The sequence below is a fragment of the Clostridium sp. Cult2 genome (assembly GCF_021655075.1).
Taxonomy (GTDB): Bacteria; Bacillota; Clostridia; order Tissierellales; family Tepidimicrobiaceae; genus Schnuerera.
In genome coordinates this window covers 13,668-31,611 of record NZ_PPXX01000021.1, presented here as the reverse complement: position 1 = coordinate 31,611, position 17,944 = coordinate 13,668, and the positions used below count along the sequence as shown (strand labels likewise).

Sequence of the window (17,944 nt, the reverse complement as noted above, 5' to 3'; positions counted from 1 at the left end):
TATTCTATTTCCTATTATATACTATTTTTCTACCTTTTCTTCTTTCAATTTTATATTAATCCCCATTCCTGTACCTAATAGTATCCAAAATACTGGTGCCACAGAAACTACACTATCGTTTAAGAAGCTAACCATCAAATAACTACATACCGCAAAGAATATACTTATACCCGCTACTTCATATAGGTTATTATATTCTTTTTTATTTATGTAAACCTGTATGCTTGATTTAATATATATGAAAAATATAGCTAATATGGATAATAAAGAAACTACACCAGTATTAATCCCAGTCTGTATATAATAGTTATGGGGCTTGTCTACTAAAATATTAATCCTACTCATACCTATTAGTTTACCAAAATAGTCGTCATTTGGAAAGTGTAGGGCATAGGTATCTGGACCATAGCCTAAAAATATGGTATCCTTCAACATTGGTATAGACCTAGACCAGATATAACCCCTACTAGAAGCCATCATCTCTCGTCCTTCAAATCCCCAACTAGGAGCTTTTTCTAAATCTACCATTTCCCCTTTAGGACTGACAAATTTGAATTCACCATTTTCATCAATTATTAGATTAAAACTTACTTTTCTTACATTGGTCAATATATTAGACTTTAACACCAAACCTTCTTGATATACTTGTTTTTCAAAGGTATGTTGGTTATAAGGTTCTTCTTTAAAAGTAATAGTGTTTTCTTTTTCTACTATTTCTATATTATTGTTATCTTTGTCCTTGAAATGGATACCCTCATCATCATGTATGATATTAATCTCATAGTCTTCAACAACTATTTTTGCTTTGTTACCATTTAAGTCAATATCCTTTAAACTACTTACTTTAACTGTACCGATGGAATCCTTTACAGCTATTAATCTCCTTTTTAAAAGTCCTTCAGTATAATGGTTTGCACCATAGAATATTACAGCTACAAGCACTACCATGCCTAATACTGCTTTCCACCTTTTGAATATAGAACCCCTGAACATCACTATTAATAAAACTATATATAAACTAAGACTTATAATTCCCGTTCTAGAACCAGAACCTAATAGATTGATTAGGGATAATATACTAACTATTCCAAAGAATATTTTTACTAATTTTTCTTTGGCTAATATCAATATAGTACAAGATAGTGTAAATAACATACTCATATAAACTCCCACATAGTTTGGATTAAATAGAGTTCCATATATTCGTTTTGCGCCACCAAATACAAACTTCATGTTTTCTATAGAATCTGCATATTTAGCGGGAACTATCAACTTCTTCCCAAAATCCGTCATAAAAAAGTCTAGTTTTGCATATTGGAAAATACCTATTATAGATATTATTATGGCAGATGTTCCTAATGAAAACAGCAAGTACTTAACTTGTTTTTCATTATCTATTAAATTGATTGCCAAGAATAGACAAAGGATATAACCAATTAAAACATACATATTCTCATATCTATCCATAAACCCTAATAATGCCACATCTCTATGGGTTGCAAAGATGGTAGATAAAATTGCAAAGGCGGTATATGTAATCATTGGATAGTATATATTGGTTTTCTTAATATATATATCCTGATAAAAATAATACTTTATGAAAAACATAGCTGTTCCTATAGATGTGAATACTATAAACCATACCATTTTATAATAAGCAAAAAAGTCTGGGTTTACATCTTGTCCAATTCTAAAAGCTGCAGAAGCACCTTCAAGGGGGACTACCTTTAGTCTAACTATTAAAGGAATTATGGCAACTATTAACATTAAAGGTAATGCTAATGTTAGGCTATAGTTGTATTTTCTTATTCTTGATTTTTTTCTATTTTTCTTCGCCAATTTCATACCTCCAGTTAGGTAATAATTATGTATTTATTATATCATATTGTCGATTAATGCTACAGTGATTTAGAGGATTTCTTATCCCAAAATAGAAAAGAGAGCCAATCCTTTAAGGATTGGCTCTCCTCTTATTTCTTTATCCTAATCTACAATAAGTTAGTGACTTAGTGTAGGGTGTGGATGTTTGTTTCATTATTTATGGTGCTGGAGTAGGTGCTGGAAATGTTACAGTAATTGTTTTAGTAGCATTTGAATCGCCTTTAATTACTTTCACATCATAAGTTCCTGTAACTTCTACTGTAAACTCTGATCCTACTAATGCTTCAATATATGCTTTTACTGCTGCTGTTTTTTCTTCAGATGTTGCTTCATTTAGTCCCTCTAAAGTAAAGTTTTCTACCTTAGCTATTGCGGCCGCAACTGCAAAGTAATCTTCTGCTCCTCCAACTACATCTTTTGTCCATTCATAATCATCATCTGCTTCTGCTACATTACCAGCTAAGTCTTCTATAAATGCAGGTTTATTAAGTTTAACTCCATAACGAGTGTCTTTTGCTCCTGCACTTAGAGATATTACTAAGTATATCTCGTCAGCTTTGTCACCAGTTCCAAAACCAACTGTATAATTGGTTTCTTTATATTCTTTTCCATCTATTTCTTTAACTACATCAAAATCTAAAACTAATTTTAATTGTTCAGTTTCACTTGAATTAACAGGTTCATCAAATTTTACTGTTAATGTTACAGCACCACTTGTAGTGGTTCCAAATGCACCAGTCACTTTGTCAATTGTTGGTGCAATTTCGTCTGTTATCGTATAGCCAGCAGTTGATACTGCTAATTCCTGTCCTGTAGCTGTTACTAAATAATCTGGATCGATTTTTAGTGTGTGGATATTTGCTTTTGCATCTAATTCGTCTACTGTAAGTGTTAATGTTTTTGTTCCTTCACCACTTACATCTGTTACATCTACACCATTAATTGAGAATGCATCTTCAACAGATATAACTTCCACTATTGGTTGAGTGAATTTAATTTCAACTTCATCTTTAGCCTCAGCAACTGGGGAGCCATCAACTGTTGGTGCGTCTGTACTAATATCTTTATATTCACCATAATTATTTAATAAGTTTCCTTTTGTATCTTTTGCTGCTAATACAGCTAACTCATAGTTTATTTTTGCAAAGTCAACTTCTTTTCCATCAACTTTCTTTGGTAATTCAATGATAACTGCTTTTCCATCATGAACTACTGTGATATCAACACCTGTAACATCTGAAAGTCTGTGTGATTTATTAGCATCTTTAACTCTAAATAAATAGTTTGCAGAGTTTGCTATGCTTTCTAAGTCCATAGATTTATCAAATGTAACAAATATTGTTCTTTCCTTTGCATCAGCTGAAGCTCCAGTGAATGTTGGATATTTGTAGTCATCTACAACTATTTTATGGTCTGATGGCATTATTGTGTTTTCTAATCTTGTCTTATCTTTAACTCCTGAAACAGTTAAAGTGTATGTTTTGTCTGCATCTAGCTTTTTATAAAGCGATACATTATATACTTTATTACTGCTCTTAGCTTCTACTGCAACTCCCTTAACTGGAACTTCTTTATCATTCGAATCATTTACTAGTTTAAAGTTTTTCTTTTCAGCTGTTACAGCTTTATTAAATTTAACTGTAATAACATCAGCATCATCATTTAATTCTACTTTTATAACTTCTGGTCTTGTTTGATCAATTTCAGCTGTAAATGCTCTTTCAACTTTAACTATTACATTTCCTGAGTAATCAGCAAACTTTTCAATATATAATGTTGTTTCATATACTGGGAATGGATTGTTTGTAAAGTCAAATACATATTTATTTCCAGATATTCTAGTGTATGATTGTGGTGCTTTCTTGCTAGAACCATACATCCAATATACATTTGAAGTTTTAACTGAGTTTGGATCAATATCTTCGCTAAACTCCACAACTACTCTTTCAAGAGTTCCATATACATCTATAACTTCTGGTTTTACAGTATCTTCTACTACTTCAAATACGTGTGTAGTTTCGATAGATTTAAGTCCTGCAAAATCCTCTAAACCTTTTACAGTTACTTCGTTTTCGCCAACTTTTAATCCACCATAAGGTCTTAAAATTATTTCCCTTCCTACTACTTCTACTCCACCGTAGTATGAACTACCATTAAGTTTATAGTTTTTTGTACTCTTTGCAGTTTTTTCTGTAACTGGTTCAGACATAATAACTTTTAGAGCTTTTGTTCCAAGTCCTACTACTGGATCTACTACTTCTGGTATAGCATTATCTCTTGCTGTGAAATTATGAGTTTCATCAAGAACAGTCTTGTCATCTTTAACACCTTTAATTACAAGGTCATATGCTTTTTTGTTTGTCATTGCTTCTTCTAATAAGATGATAGCTGTTTTTGCTTCTTCATCATAAGTTATGTCTTTAATGTCTTTTGGTGCATCATAATTGTCTACATTAAGAGCTGAATCAACGTCTACATCTTTATTGAATACAACTTGAATTTCTACTAAGTTGTCAGCTACTACTTCTTCAACTTCTAATACTTCTGGTTCTGGCATTTCAATGTCTAAGAATTCGGCTAATGTTTCGTCTGAATCTTTCATAGCTGTTCCAAGTGCTGTGAAAGTCATTACTGCCATTTGGCCTCTTAGAACATCGTCGTCAGCTTCAGCTTCAACGCCTTCTAGTAATCCTAGGTCTTTAGCTGTGTCGAATACTTTATCCCAATCGTCTGCTTCTTCAACATAGCCTAATGCTCTTAGAAGAACTACAGCGTATTCTCTTACTGTAATGTTATCTCTAGGTCCAAATTTTTCTTCATTATGACCTTTGAAATATTCATTGGATTGTGCCCAAGCAAGGAATCCGTTGTAATATGAGTCATTGTTGTCTGTCCATGTTGGTAGACCTTCTGCTTCGAATTCTTTTGCTTCTTCTTCTACTCCCATAAGTCTACTTAATAATACTACTGCGTCACGTCTTTCTAGTGGTTCACCAAGCATTAAATCGCCTGTTGTATCACCTTTAAGAACGCCTTTTTCTTCTAGGAAATCAGCTGCATCATTTGTTTCTGCTGCGAATGCAAATGAGAAACTTCCTAGAATCATTACTACTGCTAAAAGTAGTGATAGCTTTCTCTTCATTTTTCAAAGACCTCCTTTAATTTTATTAAAATTTTTGTCTTTATAAATGCAAATATATGTATTATTTGCAGTCTATAAAGTATTATAGCATTTACATGTTATAAGGTCAACAAGTTAAATGCTAATGTAATCTAATTGTAATATTGGAGGGAAGGCTTTTCCCTCCATTGATAACATTATACACTAAAAGATGCTGGAATACTATTACAATTGTGTTACAGATTTCGTAATACTTCTACCGCCCTTTCTAATTGTATGTCCTTTGTCCTATTTTTATTCTTGACTATTATATCTGGTTGGATTCCTTTTCCATTTATGTTTCTTCTGTTGGGGGTTAGGTATTCTGCTATGGTTAGTTTCATTACGTCTCCTAAGGGTAAGGGAATTATCTGTTGAACAGTACCTTTCCCATAGGTGGGGACCCCTATGATTGTCCCAACTTTAGTATCCTGTACTGCTCCTGCAAATATCTCTGAAGCAGAGGCTGAGTTTCCATTAACTAGGACTGCTAGCTTATATTTAGGTTTCTTTAAAGTAGAATAATAGGTTTGTTCCGCATCTTTTCCATATTTAATATGGACTATGGGACCTTCTGGGATGAATAGATTTAATGTTTCTACTACTTCCCCCAAAATTCCGCCAGGGTTGCCCCTTAAGTCTACTATTATACTGGAAATTTTTTCTTTGTCAAGTCTCTTCAGTACAGGTAATAGGTTTTCATAGGTGTTTTGATTGAATTGGCTTATCTTTATATAGCCAATCCCATCCTCTAATATCTGATATTCAATAGGGTTTGTCTTGATTTCAGCCCTTCTAATATTCATGTAGATTTTTCGTCCTTCCCTACTGATGCCTATTCTAACGGAGGTACCTGCTTTACCTTTTATTAAAGTAGTTACTTCATCTAAAGATTTACCTTTTATGTCTTGTCCATCTACGGAGATTAGCTTGTCCCCTGGTTTGAGACCTGCTCTATGAGCTGGGCTTCCCTTTATTGGGTTAGTTATTTTTATGGAACCCTTTTCTTCTGTAATATATACCCCTATTCCAACAAAATCACCAGTGACATCTTCAAATAGGCTTTGGAATTCTTCTTTAGTATAGTATTCACTATTTTTATCTAAAGCTTGGAATAAACCTTTAATGGCTCCTTCCATTAGTTCTTCTTCTGTAGGTTCATAGAAGTAATTATCTTGGATCATATCTTTTATATATAAAAAGTAATCCAAATCATAGGATGATTCTGCTGTGGATAATGCGGGTGTTAGTAGTATGGATAATATTAATAATAATGTAGTGATTCTTTTTTTGAACGTAAAGAAAGATTCTTCGCTGACGCTCAGAATGACGGAATTGTCCTTTCTATTCCTCATATTGATTCCCCCTAATTATTGAGTTGTTTTGCTTATAATCCATCCTTAATTATTGAGTATATTCTCTCTATAATCCATCCTTAGATCTTCCTGCATATAGTGGATGAGATTGACTATTAGTTTTGATGATTCTCCTTTGGTTATGGGTCTATTGGGATAGAAATAGTCTGTCCTATCTACCATATTTAGTTCTTTTGCTACATATATATAGTCCTTGGCCCATAGTGGTATATTGGCATCGTCTTTGTATCCTGTGGTGTAGTTCTTGTTTGCAGGAGCTATGTTGTTTTCTAGTCCTAATAGTCTTATTATGGTAGTATAGGCTGCTACTCGACTTAATGGTTCATCTGGATGGAAATATTCATTGTCTATACCTATCATTATACCCTTTTTTGCAACTTCTTCAATATAGTCAAAGTTTCTGTGGTTTCTATTTACATCTTTAAAAAGAGGTGGGGGTAGCTCTTCCTTTCGATTTCTCCTAGTTCTTCTTGTTCTTGTTTCTTCTTCCTCTCCTATGGGTATATCCATGGATTTAACTATGGCTTTGGCAAAGTCTCCCCTGCTTATAGGGGTATCGGGACCTATATAAGAACTATTTAGAGGAAATGCTTCCATACTTGCTAAGAGGAATAATTCGCCTTCCCATTCATGGCCTAAAATGTCTTTAGCTGCTGGTATATTTAGCCTTCTGTTAGTAGGAACTGTATCTACAGAAAAGGAGTCCTTTCCTATATTTCTTCCCTTTACTATGGTGTTGTTTACCATTCTAGGTAGGTCATAGGTGTATTTTAGCACATTTTCATGGGATTCCGTTATGGTTACTCCTTCTCTAAAACTAATTTGCCTTGGGGCATTTTCAGAGTAAGAGTAGTCTTTTGTATTATTATAGGATACTTCTACTGTAGCAGAACCTTCCCATCTATTGTCTGGATTTAGACTGTCTTCATAGGTTATTATATATTCAATGGTTTGGGTTTCTGTAGCAGACCAAGGGCTGCTATAGCCTACAAGTTCCCCTTGGCTTTCCACTATAACCCTTTCCGTGCCTCTATCTATGGTATAGGTCTTTCTAGCAGACATATTCCCTGAATTGTATTCAAGGAGTGGGGTCCCATAGGTAATGGTGCTTTGATTCCAAGGATAGTTCTGATTCTTATTGTTGTGTTTTACTTCATATCGTTTGCCATCTATATTTATGGTTTCAGAATAGCTATCTAAGGTTTGGATGTAACTGGTCTGATTATCCTTTTTCTCTAGAGTGGTAATTATGTTAATGCTCCTACTAAGTTTTGCATTTTCCTTTGGATTTTCCAAATTATATTTATAGGTTTCCCTTATGGAATTGTCTTTTTCTTTGGTTTTTATGGTTAAGGTTCCTTCCATTACTATAGGTCTTCCTGTAACGAATATCACCTCTTTATATATGCTTTCATTATTAATTCCCCCTTCGTATCCAGGGACATTCATGGATAGGATGGGGGTAGGGTTTAGTAGTATGATGATTGTCAGTATGAATGGGATGATTTTTTTCATAGTATGCCTCCTCCTATTAATCTTCTATTAGTATTACATAACCTTTGTCTTTAGATGATTGTTTGTTCTTTATTATATAGGCTTTGGTACCTTTTCTTAAGACATATAGTTTGTCCTTAGGTATGGGTAAATCGTTTAGGAGGATTACTCCTTCCTTTATATCTACAGTTTCATCAGAGGTGTTTTCCCACCGATTGTTTAATGTGTTGAAGTTCTTTACTTTGGTAAAGGTTATGGTATTATTATCATAGTCTATTTCCTTTATCTCCCCTAAAGTGGAATAATCCATATTTACATTTTGTCTATAAATGCTTATATGAGGAGTTAGGTTTAATGCTAATAACTCTTTTCCAAAGGTGGATTCCTTAACGATAAAATATGCCGTTCTATTTTTATAGAAATTATCCTCTACCCTTTTCCTTAATGTAGAATCTTTAATATCCTTTAAGTTAATGTATCTAGATGATATGAAGTAACTAGCTGGGATATATTCTTTAAGTTGGCTATCATATATTAATGTATCTTCTGTAAGGTCAAAGGTTTCTGAGGTTTTTAATTCCTTCCATTTATTATTCTCCGTTAATTTTAAACGGTCTAATCTATAGTTTATCTTCCCTATTTTTACTTTATATTGGTAGATGTCTTCTATTTTTCCTCTATAGATGGCTATTTTGGATCCATCTATTCTATCATCTAATATGGAGGTACCGCCTATGGAAACAAAATTAGCCATGGGGGTTCCTTTAACCATATCCGTATTGATAAATACATCTTGCTTCCTATCTATATTCAATATATCTACCAGTCTGTTATTTTTTACAACTATGGTGCCAGGGTTAAAGTTAATTAAAGTCCTATCTACTACCATCTTTTTTGTTCCATATTCTATATCCTCAACGGTAGCTTCATAGATTCTTGATGGTCCTTCCTTTACTTGAAGTTTAGCAATGTTTAAATTGCCAAAGGCTGTGTCATAAGCAATATAGGTTTCTTTGTTTTTAAGTTTATTTAGTTCTTTTAGGTTAATCTTTTGTCCTTCATAGTATAATGGATTCCCTTGAACTTTTAATGTGATAATATGTTTTTCATAAGGAGTCCAACCAATCCCTTCCTTATATATATAGGGGGTTTTTATATAGACTTCCTTTTTCCTTTCATCTACAGAATGGATTTTCCCCTTTATAATTCCTTTTATATGTTTTTCTTCATCTTGAACCCTTAAAGTGCTTACCTCTGTAGAATATATATCATCAAAGGTTAGTTCTACTTTATCTCCTGGTTTTACTTGGTTTAGGCTTGTTATTTCACCATTTCTTATAACGGTGGTATAAGGAGTTATTCTATACTTTTCCCTTGTATCCTTTACTTTTATCTCTATGGAGTTTTGGGATAGAAATAGTACATCCCCCATTCTAAACCGGCTTCCAGCCATAATGTAGCCATCCCTTTCTGGGTCTTCTTCTGGGTAGCCTATTACTTTTTTAGCAGTATTTTTTTCTAAAATAATATCTACTTCTTGTCCAAAGTATAGATGATATATATCCTTTTTTGTTCCTTCTATTTCTATTGTGGTGGAAGGAAGGATTTTCACATTATGCCTTTTACCGTTGTAGTCTAATAGGGTTATGGTATTTTCCTTATAATTCAATCCTTCTATATTCCCCTGCAGGGTCCTTTGGGAGGCTGGTGCTCCAAAGGAGGCAGGGGTTAGGGTTAATAGGAAGGTGAGGATTATTATTGAGATTAATGTTTTTTTCATGGTCTTTGCTCCTTTTTTATCTGTTGGATAGTAAAATGTATTTGCCTTTTCCTTTAATATCCGTTGATGTTCCTCCAGTGGATATATAATTTCCTGTTGGAGGGTTGAATCTATATAGTTTAGTATCTTTAGTGTTACTGTAGGTTATGGTGTCCTGTTTAAGCATTAGTTTTGCTGGCCTTAGTAGGTTGTTTATTTCTATTTTATTCTTTCCATATTGGTAGTCAAAGTCTATATTATAGGCTTTTGAGGCTACCCTTTTGCCCCTTGGAATATGGGGTTCTTTTGTTCTTTCTATGTGAATATTTATATAGGCATCTTTATTGCCTTTGTCCTTTTTACTTACTTCTAAGGTGTATAAATCCCTTATATTGATTATAGTTGTCATAGTTCCATCTTTTATGGTTAGGTTTTTATCCTTCCTTGCATATTCAATTGGGATGGATACTGTAAATTTGTCGTAGGATTTATACTTAGCTAGGGAAAAGTCTATGACCCTTCCTCTTAGATGGTTAGAGCCTATTATCTGTATTACTCTACCTTCTATTATTTCTTCTTTTCCTTTTTGTTCTATTTCCTTTTCTTTCTTATTTAATTCTTCATCCTTTTCTTTTAGTTTCTCATCTTCACGAAGGGTTAATGTTTTTACTTTAACTGTGGCAAAATCTAAGGCTCCACCATATTCATTTAAGGCTCGTACCATAAAAGTGTATTCTGTCTTTGGTTCTAGCCCCTTTACTAAGAATTCTGCCTCAGTAGTATCTCCTATGAAGGTATAATCCTTATCCTTTGAAAGTCTTCCGTATATTTCGTATCTAGTTGCCTTGTTCAATATATTTTCATCAGATTTAGACCATATTAACTGTACTGTAGATTCATAACCAGGTATTCCTTCCAATACTAAGGGTTTTGTTGGTAGTGGGATTTGGTATTCAAATTTATCATAAGGGTCTGAAATACCTCCATCTGGATTTATTATTATTAGATTGGTATTTTCTAAATCCTTACCTTCTTGGAATTTTACCTTTATTATATTGTTGCCTTCTACTGTCACTGAAGCTGCTTCTATTCCGCCTACTACTGCTACTTCCCTATTCTTGCCTTGGTTATCTACTCCAATTATTCCTTCTCCTTTTATGTCTATGCCTTCTTTTATTTCATTTTTATTGATTATTTTACCTCCAACTATTACATTAGCACCTGGCAGGAACATTTGCCCTGTTAAAGTGACTTCCGTTTCTGTGTCGTTGGTGAATATCTTATTAGGAGATATGGTTGCTATCTTTGGTTTAGATATATAGGTAAAGATAATATCCCCTTGAGACATGGAACCGTCTGGGTTTTCTATCCTTACCTGTACCGAACCTAGGATGTTGGATTTTGGGGATGTGATTTCTAGGGTTTTGTAGTCTATGAATTTAATATGTCTACTTTCCACTTCCTCGTCTCCAAAGTAAACCCTTAACCTTTCCCCTTCAAAACCTTCCATAGTCTGTCTAAAATCATTCCCAGTTATTTTAACTTTTGTGCCACCAGTGGCAGAACCTTTTTCCGGTTCTATAGTATATATTTCAGGATTGGATTCCCCTTTGGTAAATTCTATGAATATGGGAGGAATTGACCTTTCTGAAGTGGCTACGCCTCCATCCCTATTGGTTACTGTAACTCCATGGAGTTTACCTACTTCCGATTCTGGTACTGGTGGTATTGTGAAGGTTAGCTTCGTTGGCAGTCCATAGTCAATATGATTTTCTCCAATGGTTAATATATTGGATATATTTATCTTGGCCCCTTCTCTAAAGTCAGTACCATGAACAGTGATGATGCTGCCGCCTTTGTGGTCTACCTTTAGAACTCTAGCTCTACCATTTATTTCTTCTTTATATTCTTCTTTAGGGTTCCTTCCATTTCTAGTTATATTTGTGATAGCTGGTTTGCTATCGGGAGTTTTATATTCAAATTCCCCTCTACCTTCTCCTCCGTCTGGGTTGATTACAAATAGGGGGACCTTTCCTACGGTGTAGTAGGTGGGAGTCTCTACCCTTAATTGAATGGAACTTAAGTAGTTTACATTTTCTGAAAATCCCCTTTCCACTATAAACCTTCTATCCTCTATACTTACTTTAATAAGCTCCTTTCCTGGATAAGGGGTAGAACCATTCTTTAGAAGGCTTACAGGAATGTATTTAGTAGTATTGTCGTAGCCTAGTATTTCCTTTTTATATATTTTGTCTCCTTCTTCTATGGTTAGAACTATCTTTTCAACTACTCCGTTAAATTCAGCCGTAAGGCCTCCCGGTAATTTAACCCTAGCTCTTTTTTGGTCTATTCTACCAGAATTTTCCCTATCCCTTGGTATATCCTTATTGGTTATATTGCCGAATTTCACCGTGGCCATGTTCTTTTCAATAAATTGGGATTTATCGTCTTTAATATTATCTTGGTATACTTCTATTTCTGTAGCAGCAAATCCATTGCCATGGATTTCTATTCTGTCTCCTCCTTGCCTTCTCCCTTCATTGGGAACTATAGAATCTATTTTTACCTGAGTGGCTTCATAGGTAAAGGCTACCTTATTGGATATGCCACCGTCGTTGTTCACTAGGTACACATTGGTTTTTCCAGGATTTCCTCCAGGTGCAATTACCTTAATATATCCTCTACTAAACTCTACAATCTTTGCTTGTTTGTCCCCAATATATATCTTTGGTAGAATAGGGGAGTTATAGTAATGGCTAAACCTTTGGTGGTCTATAGGGGTTTTGCCTTTTAGCTGGTCTATTTCCTCTTCTGTATAACCATCTGGGATATTTATCAAATCATCCCAAACTCCATTATCATTTAGATCATTATATTTTTCATCTTCATCCTTCATTTGATTCCTATTTTTATCGTCATAGGGTTCGAAGAATCTAAAATCGAAACCAGTAATTTCTACTATATCCCCACCAGCTGCTGTTCCACTGGTAGGAACTATTTTCTGTATTCTAGGGTTGCTGGAGGGTACTACATAGTAAAAACCATCTTCTTTACTGGCAGTACTGCCATCTGGGTTTAGGACTACTACCGGTACAGGCCAACGATTGGTACCTTTGTCCTCCCTTAGGTCTCCATCGTATTTAGGAACTATTACGGTAATAGTCTTTCCATCAATGCTTACTTCCCTGTCATTAGCAGGTACTTCTACCCCATTTATATATACCTTTGGTTTGTTTCCTTCACTGGTTTCAAAATCCTCTCCTATTATATCTATGGCATAGCCTCCTTCTACAGAGCCTTCGTTAGGATGGATTCGTGTTATCTTTGGTTTTAAATCTGGTTGGGTAATGTATTCAAAACCTTGTCTACCAACTCTTGAGTCCTTTTTGGTGTCTGGATTTATGACGGAAAGGTCATAAAATCCTGGTGTACCTAAAATAGGTACTTCAAAATATATGGTGTTTCTGTCGATTACCTTTACCCTATTGCCTACTATGTTTCCATTTTCTATTTTGTATAGGCTGGCATGTTTTAATTCTACCACTGGAGTGGTGGAATTAGGTTGGTATATGGTTATTAAATTGGTTTCTACATCAATAGGATGGATATGGCCCCCTTGTTTATTGGCTACTATTTTGCCATCCCTTAGTTCTATGGTATAGGTATTAACCCCTCCATCGGATAAGATTATCTCTCCATTTGGCTTTATATCTACCGTATAGAATTTCCCTTCTTCTGTCCTCAATAATAAGCCATGATAGTAGTCGGCTACCTTTATGGTTTCACCATGGATTTGGAATAATTTTTCTTTGGGTTCAAATTCCTCTACTTCTATCCTTTTAGTAGTAGAATTCCTATTGTATTCATTTAATTCCATATTGCCTAAAAGTACTCTGGTACCTATTAATCTATAAGGATTTTGGGCTGTGGCTATAGGGTCTGGTTTTAGGAAGTTCTCTCCCTTTATAGTCACTATGGTACCAGTGTTTCCCCTCTTAGGATTAAAATCTATTATCTTTGGATTGGTGAAGGTGGATACATAGAAGAAGGGTTTAGTATCCATTCCACCTTTTGGATTCATCACTTGAAGTTGAGTTTCCCCTTCCCTTCCTGCTGGGGCAGTGAAGGTTATCTGTTTTCCATCTTCTCTTCTATTAATATTTTTAACCTCTTCTCCATCAATGAACACCTTAACTCCTAGTTGGAAATTAGCTCCCTCTATGGTTATTAACTCTCCTCCATCTATAGGGGATGTATCTGGATGTACATTAGTTATAACTGGATTTTCATCCTCTGTTGGTGCAACAAATTCTACAAAGTCCGTCTTCCGTTCCAAAAGTCCAAGTGCAGTGGAGTTTCTAATAGGGTTTTGGACTACTACATCGGCTTTCCCTAGATTGGTTACTTTAGAACCCTTTGGCAATATGATGAGTATCTTGTTGCCTAGTTCGTTGTTTTGGGTACCATCTAGTTTATTGCCTCTATTGTCTAAAACTTTTATGTCCAATTCCGAATTTGTATTTTTATCTAAAGTTATTTCTCCTATATAAATTCGAGGATATCTTACTATTTCTTTCCCCTTATCATCTATATATTTGTGGACCATAAAGTTTTGCCCGTGGATGGCTACCATTCTGTCTTCTGGTATTTCATACTCTCCATTAGCTTCAACTACTTGGATTTTATCTGGAACTATGGCATTTATAGTGGGTTTTACCTTACTGAGTATGTAGGTATATCCTCTTTTCAACTCTGCCCTTTCCCTTATGACTATGGTTTCACCACCGTCTTTGTAAAGAGTTGTTGTAGTCTCTACTACTACATCCTTAACTGGACTTGTGTCTCCGTCAGTTACTTGGGCAGTACGGACAGTCATACTATCTAAATCTTTGCTAAAGCTTACGTCAAAATCTTTCCCATCTTCTTTGGTTAGGAAGGTGGCTTCTCCACCTATTATTACTTTAATAGTTCTTTCAGCCTTTATTATATTTATAGGATTAGTCTCTTCCCCATATGTACCTGAACCATAGGATACAGTTAAAGTCTTTGGATTTCGAGCCTCTGTATCCGTTATTATTTTTAGGGATTCTTCATCATCAGGGGTAAATTCAGCTATATTTAAAGTAACAAAGAATTGTCCAGTAATGGTAGTAATAGAGCCTGTATCTGGTCCTTTATTAGGCTGCAAATCTAATATTTTGGATTTTATACTACCATCTACAATGGTGAATCTTTGTTCTAATACCTTTTCTTGAGTTACATATTTCATTGGGTCCTTTCCGTCTACGGTATTAGTCAACACCACATAGTACTCCCCTAAGGGAAGATTAGGTACTTCTATAGTTAGTACATTATATTCTTTTTCCCCCTTGATTACTTGAGTCTGGAAAGTCCTATTTTTGCCCTTATTTTCTTCTCTATAATAATCGGTACCGTCAATGTCCTTTAAAAAGAATACATCGTATTCTTCCAAATTCTTAGTACCTACTATATAAGGGGCTTCAAAAAATACGGTTTCCCCTGCCACACCTCTAGTAGGTCTCATCTCTAATTCATCTACTTCTATTTTTTGATATAGATTGAATTGGTCTTTGTAGGTATAGATAATACTTATATTTACATCTACATCTGGATTATTTTCATTAAAGTAATATTTCTTAGTGGTTTCTTTCTTAAATACTATATCCTGTAATCCTAAACTACCTGTTAAACCATTTATTTGAGCTTCCGTAGGATTACTAAAGTGAGAATAGGGTATCTCTATTGGATTTCCCATATATTCATGATAGGCTTTTACATTTAGTCCGTCTATCTGGTCAAAATTACTCCCTTTTAATGCTAGAGTTCCATTTTTACTTTCTACTTTTCTGGAAACTTGGGATAACGTAGGCATCAATCCCTCGTCTAGTTGAATTTCCGCAGAACCTATTACCAAAGTATCTCCTACTTCATCTTCCTTTAAATCAAATTGCAATATGTTTTCCGTATTTATGGTAGGTCTAGTTAACATTTTTAATTCTTTATTAGTGATTATTCCTACAGGAGCATCTTTTAAGGACCTACCCCTTATGAGGATTCGCCGCTCCTCCATATGTCGGTCCCTATTATATATCTTATAAAGGGTTACATGATTAACCCTAAATCCCTTTTCATCATAAGCATAGGCCTTCCTCATCCCTAATGGAAAGAAAGGCAATATAATGGATAATATCAATAAAAAAGATAAAGTCCTCTTTAGTTTGTCCAAAATCATCACTCCATTCTTGGGACAGCGGGGACGGTTCTCCCTGTCCCATTTCTTAGTTACCATAATAGTTATTCTGCTTATACCAAAATTATTTTTGTTGAATAGATCCTTCGTTGGTAATCTTATACTGCCACTCTCAGGATGACAATTTCTAACCACGAGGATCATTTCCTAATTCACAATTAGCCCTAAAGGCTACTAATATTATCGGCAAAAACCTCTTTTTCTTAAATTTATTATACAAAATTTCTCATGGGTTGCCGATAGTATTAATGGAGTATATTGAAAGGAGTAATTCTATGGATAGAAAAATTGCTAAGCTTATTCTTTTAGTTATATTTTTTACAGTTTTCTCTCCTATTGTTTCTGAAGGGGTAGGCTATGTTAAAGAAATTGATGGAGATTTTTATGGTCTATATATGGAGGTTGAAGGAAAGAAGATTATATCCAATAAGCAACCCTTTATATATGATGATGAAATCTGGGTTCCTTTATGGGACTTGGCTAAGGGATTAAACTTAAGCATTGAAATAGATAAAGTGAATAAAATTGCTAATTTGGATTCTAAGGGTAGACTTAAAAGTGATTCAAAGGATATACAGTCTTTCCAAAGGGGTTATGAAATAGAAGCTAAAGGAAGGATAATAGATGGATTAGAGAATGAAATATATCTTTTGGAGAAAGGTAAAGAAAGAGAGCAGGCTAGCCTAAAAAATAAAACTACTAAAAACATTAAGGTTTATTTTGGTGATGTGAAGGTTTATTTAGATAATGAAAAATTATCCTTTAGTAAAGAACCTTTCTTTTTCAATGATGATATATATGTACCTATAATGGATATTGGAAGCTATTTATATATTACTCCTACATTGGATAAAAAATATAATAAAATCCTAATAGATGCTAATGGAATTTTAGTATCTAAGGATTATCCTTCAAATTTGGATAATTTAGTAAGTATTAGGAATGGTAGAAATCATTTGTTAGATATAGAAATAGAAAATTTGGAGAAAAGAAAGGAATTATATAAAAGTTTAAATATTCCCTATAGAAATATTAGCAATGTAAAAACATTGGAAAACCATTTGAATAGATATATGGATAAGGTAGGAAGTTTGATTATGGATATTGAAATCAAAAAATCCTCTGGCAATTGGTTAGATATTACCTTTAGTTTCCCTTCCTCTAAAGTATATAATTGGTATAGGTTGAACAGAAAAGAAGTAGAGGATTATATTTGGGATATATATTCAGCCATACTCATTCTATATAATGAAGATGCCTTAATTAAAGGTAGTGTAAGAAACCCCTATTATAGTAAATATTCTAGCTCTTCTTATAGAGATTATGTAAAGTTTCAATCTAAGGGGAAGGATTTGTCCTTTGATTTCTCAAGAAGTAATTTGAAAAAGGATTATAGAATTGATTCCAATTATTTTGAAGATATTCTTAATAAGAATCTAAACAAATATAATAATGTAGAATTTAAATATTCCGCTACCCAAAGGGGAGATACTGTTGATTTAGATATAATGGTAAATTCAAAGAACTTTTTCAATTGGTCCATATATACTAAATTGGGATATCTGAAAAGGCTTAATTATGAAATAAGAAGAATAAACCCGGATTTATATATAGATGGAAATATTACTTATACAGAAGATTATGATAAAAATATTAGATTCAATATTCATGATAATAGGATAATATCCGTGGATTTACTCAATGAAACTGAAGATTATATAAATAGTATGTATAGCAGCTTCTCCTATGGGAGATATATTTTTGGTTTGAAATATAGTATATATGAAAAGGATATAGATGAGTTAGGATTAGTAGTTGAAGGAAACTTCTCCATTTATGATGATAGCTGGATTTATGCAGGAAGTAGTGGGTTAGACAGGTTGAATGCTAGGGTAGAAAGCGCCGTTAATTATATAACCAGCTTATGGGATAGGGATGTGTTTGTAAAGATTAATTTGGGACAGTAAAGATTAATTTGGGACAGTAGGGACGGTTCTCGCTGT

The 17,944-nt window shown here is 34.0% G+C and carries 7 protein-coding genes; 1 reads left to right on the top strand and 6 read right to left on the bottom strand.

Features of this window, described 5'->3' with window-relative positions; all coding sequences use genetic code 11:
- Window positions 1-21: 21 nt before the first annotated feature.
- The 6 genes from C3E90_RS02565 to C3E90_RS02540 all read right to left on the bottom strand — a co-directional run bounded on the left by C3E90_RS02565 (window position 22) and on the right by C3E90_RS02540 (window position 15,917).
- The gene (locus C3E90_RS02565; RefSeq protein WP_236913988.1) at window positions 22-1,839 is read right to left on the bottom strand and encodes an O-antigen ligase family protein; all 1,818 of its coding nucleotides are present in this window, start codon (window positions 1,837-1,839) and stop codon (window positions 22-24) included.
- Between the two features lie 199 nt (window positions 1,840-2,038).
- Window positions 2,039-4,882, bottom strand: coding sequence for an Ig-like domain-containing protein (locus C3E90_RS02560; protein ID WP_236913987.1), 2,844 nt, complete (start codon window positions 4,880-4,882; stop codon window positions 2,039-2,041).
- A gap of 356 nt (window positions 4,883-5,238) precedes the next feature.
- Window positions 5,239-6,396, bottom strand: a complete 1,158-nt coding sequence (locus tag C3E90_RS02555) for a S41 family peptidase (RefSeq protein ID WP_236913986.1) — start codon at window positions 6,394-6,396, stop codon at window positions 5,239-5,241.
- Between the two features lie 45 nt (window positions 6,397-6,441).
- Window positions 6,442-7,932, bottom strand: a complete 1,491-nt coding sequence (locus C3E90_RS02550; RefSeq protein ID WP_236913985.1) for an S-layer homology domain-containing protein — start codon at window positions 7,930-7,932, stop codon at window positions 6,442-6,444.
- 16 nt (window positions 7,933-7,948) lie between these two features.
- Window positions 7,949-9,691, bottom strand: coding sequence for a hypothetical protein (locus tag C3E90_RS02545; RefSeq protein WP_236913984.1), 1,743 nt, complete (start codon window positions 9,689-9,691; stop codon window positions 7,949-7,951).
- 16 nt (window positions 9,692-9,707) lie between these two features.
- Entirely contained in the window at window positions 9,708-15,917 is a 6,210-nt protein-coding gene (locus C3E90_RS02540) for an IPT/TIG domain-containing protein (protein WP_236913983.1), read from the bottom strand.
- Between the two features lie 299 nt (window positions 15,918-16,216).
- Between C3E90_RS02540 and C3E90_RS02535 the strand changes: the two genes are divergently transcribed.
- Window positions 16,217-17,908, top strand: coding sequence for a hypothetical protein (locus C3E90_RS02535; RefSeq protein WP_236913982.1), 1,692 nt, complete (start codon window positions 16,217-16,219; stop codon window positions 17,906-17,908).
- The last annotated feature ends 36 nt before the right edge of the window (window positions 17,909-17,944 follow it).

What these genes read in the sequence shown, in the direction of transcription:
- C3E90_RS02560 (WP_236913987.1), bottom strand. Translation starts at nt 4,882, where the DNA reads ATGCTTGGTGAACCACTAGAAAGACGTGACGCAGTAGTATTATTAAGT.
- C3E90_RS02555 (WP_236913986.1), bottom strand. Translation starts at nt 6,396, where the DNA reads ATGAGGAATAGAAAGGACAATTCCGTCATTCTGAGCGTCAGCGAAGAA.
- C3E90_RS02550 (WP_236913985.1), bottom strand. Translation starts at nt 7,932, where the DNA reads ATGAAAAAAATCATCCCATTCATACTGACAATCATCATACTACTAAAC.
- C3E90_RS02545 (WP_236913984.1), bottom strand. Translation starts at nt 9,691, where the DNA reads ATGAAAAAAACATTAATCTCAATAATAATCCTCACCTTCCTATTAACC.
- C3E90_RS02535 (WP_236913982.1), top strand. Translation starts at nt 16,217, where the DNA reads ATGGATAGAAAAATTGCTAAGCTTATTCTTTTAGTTATATTTTTTACA.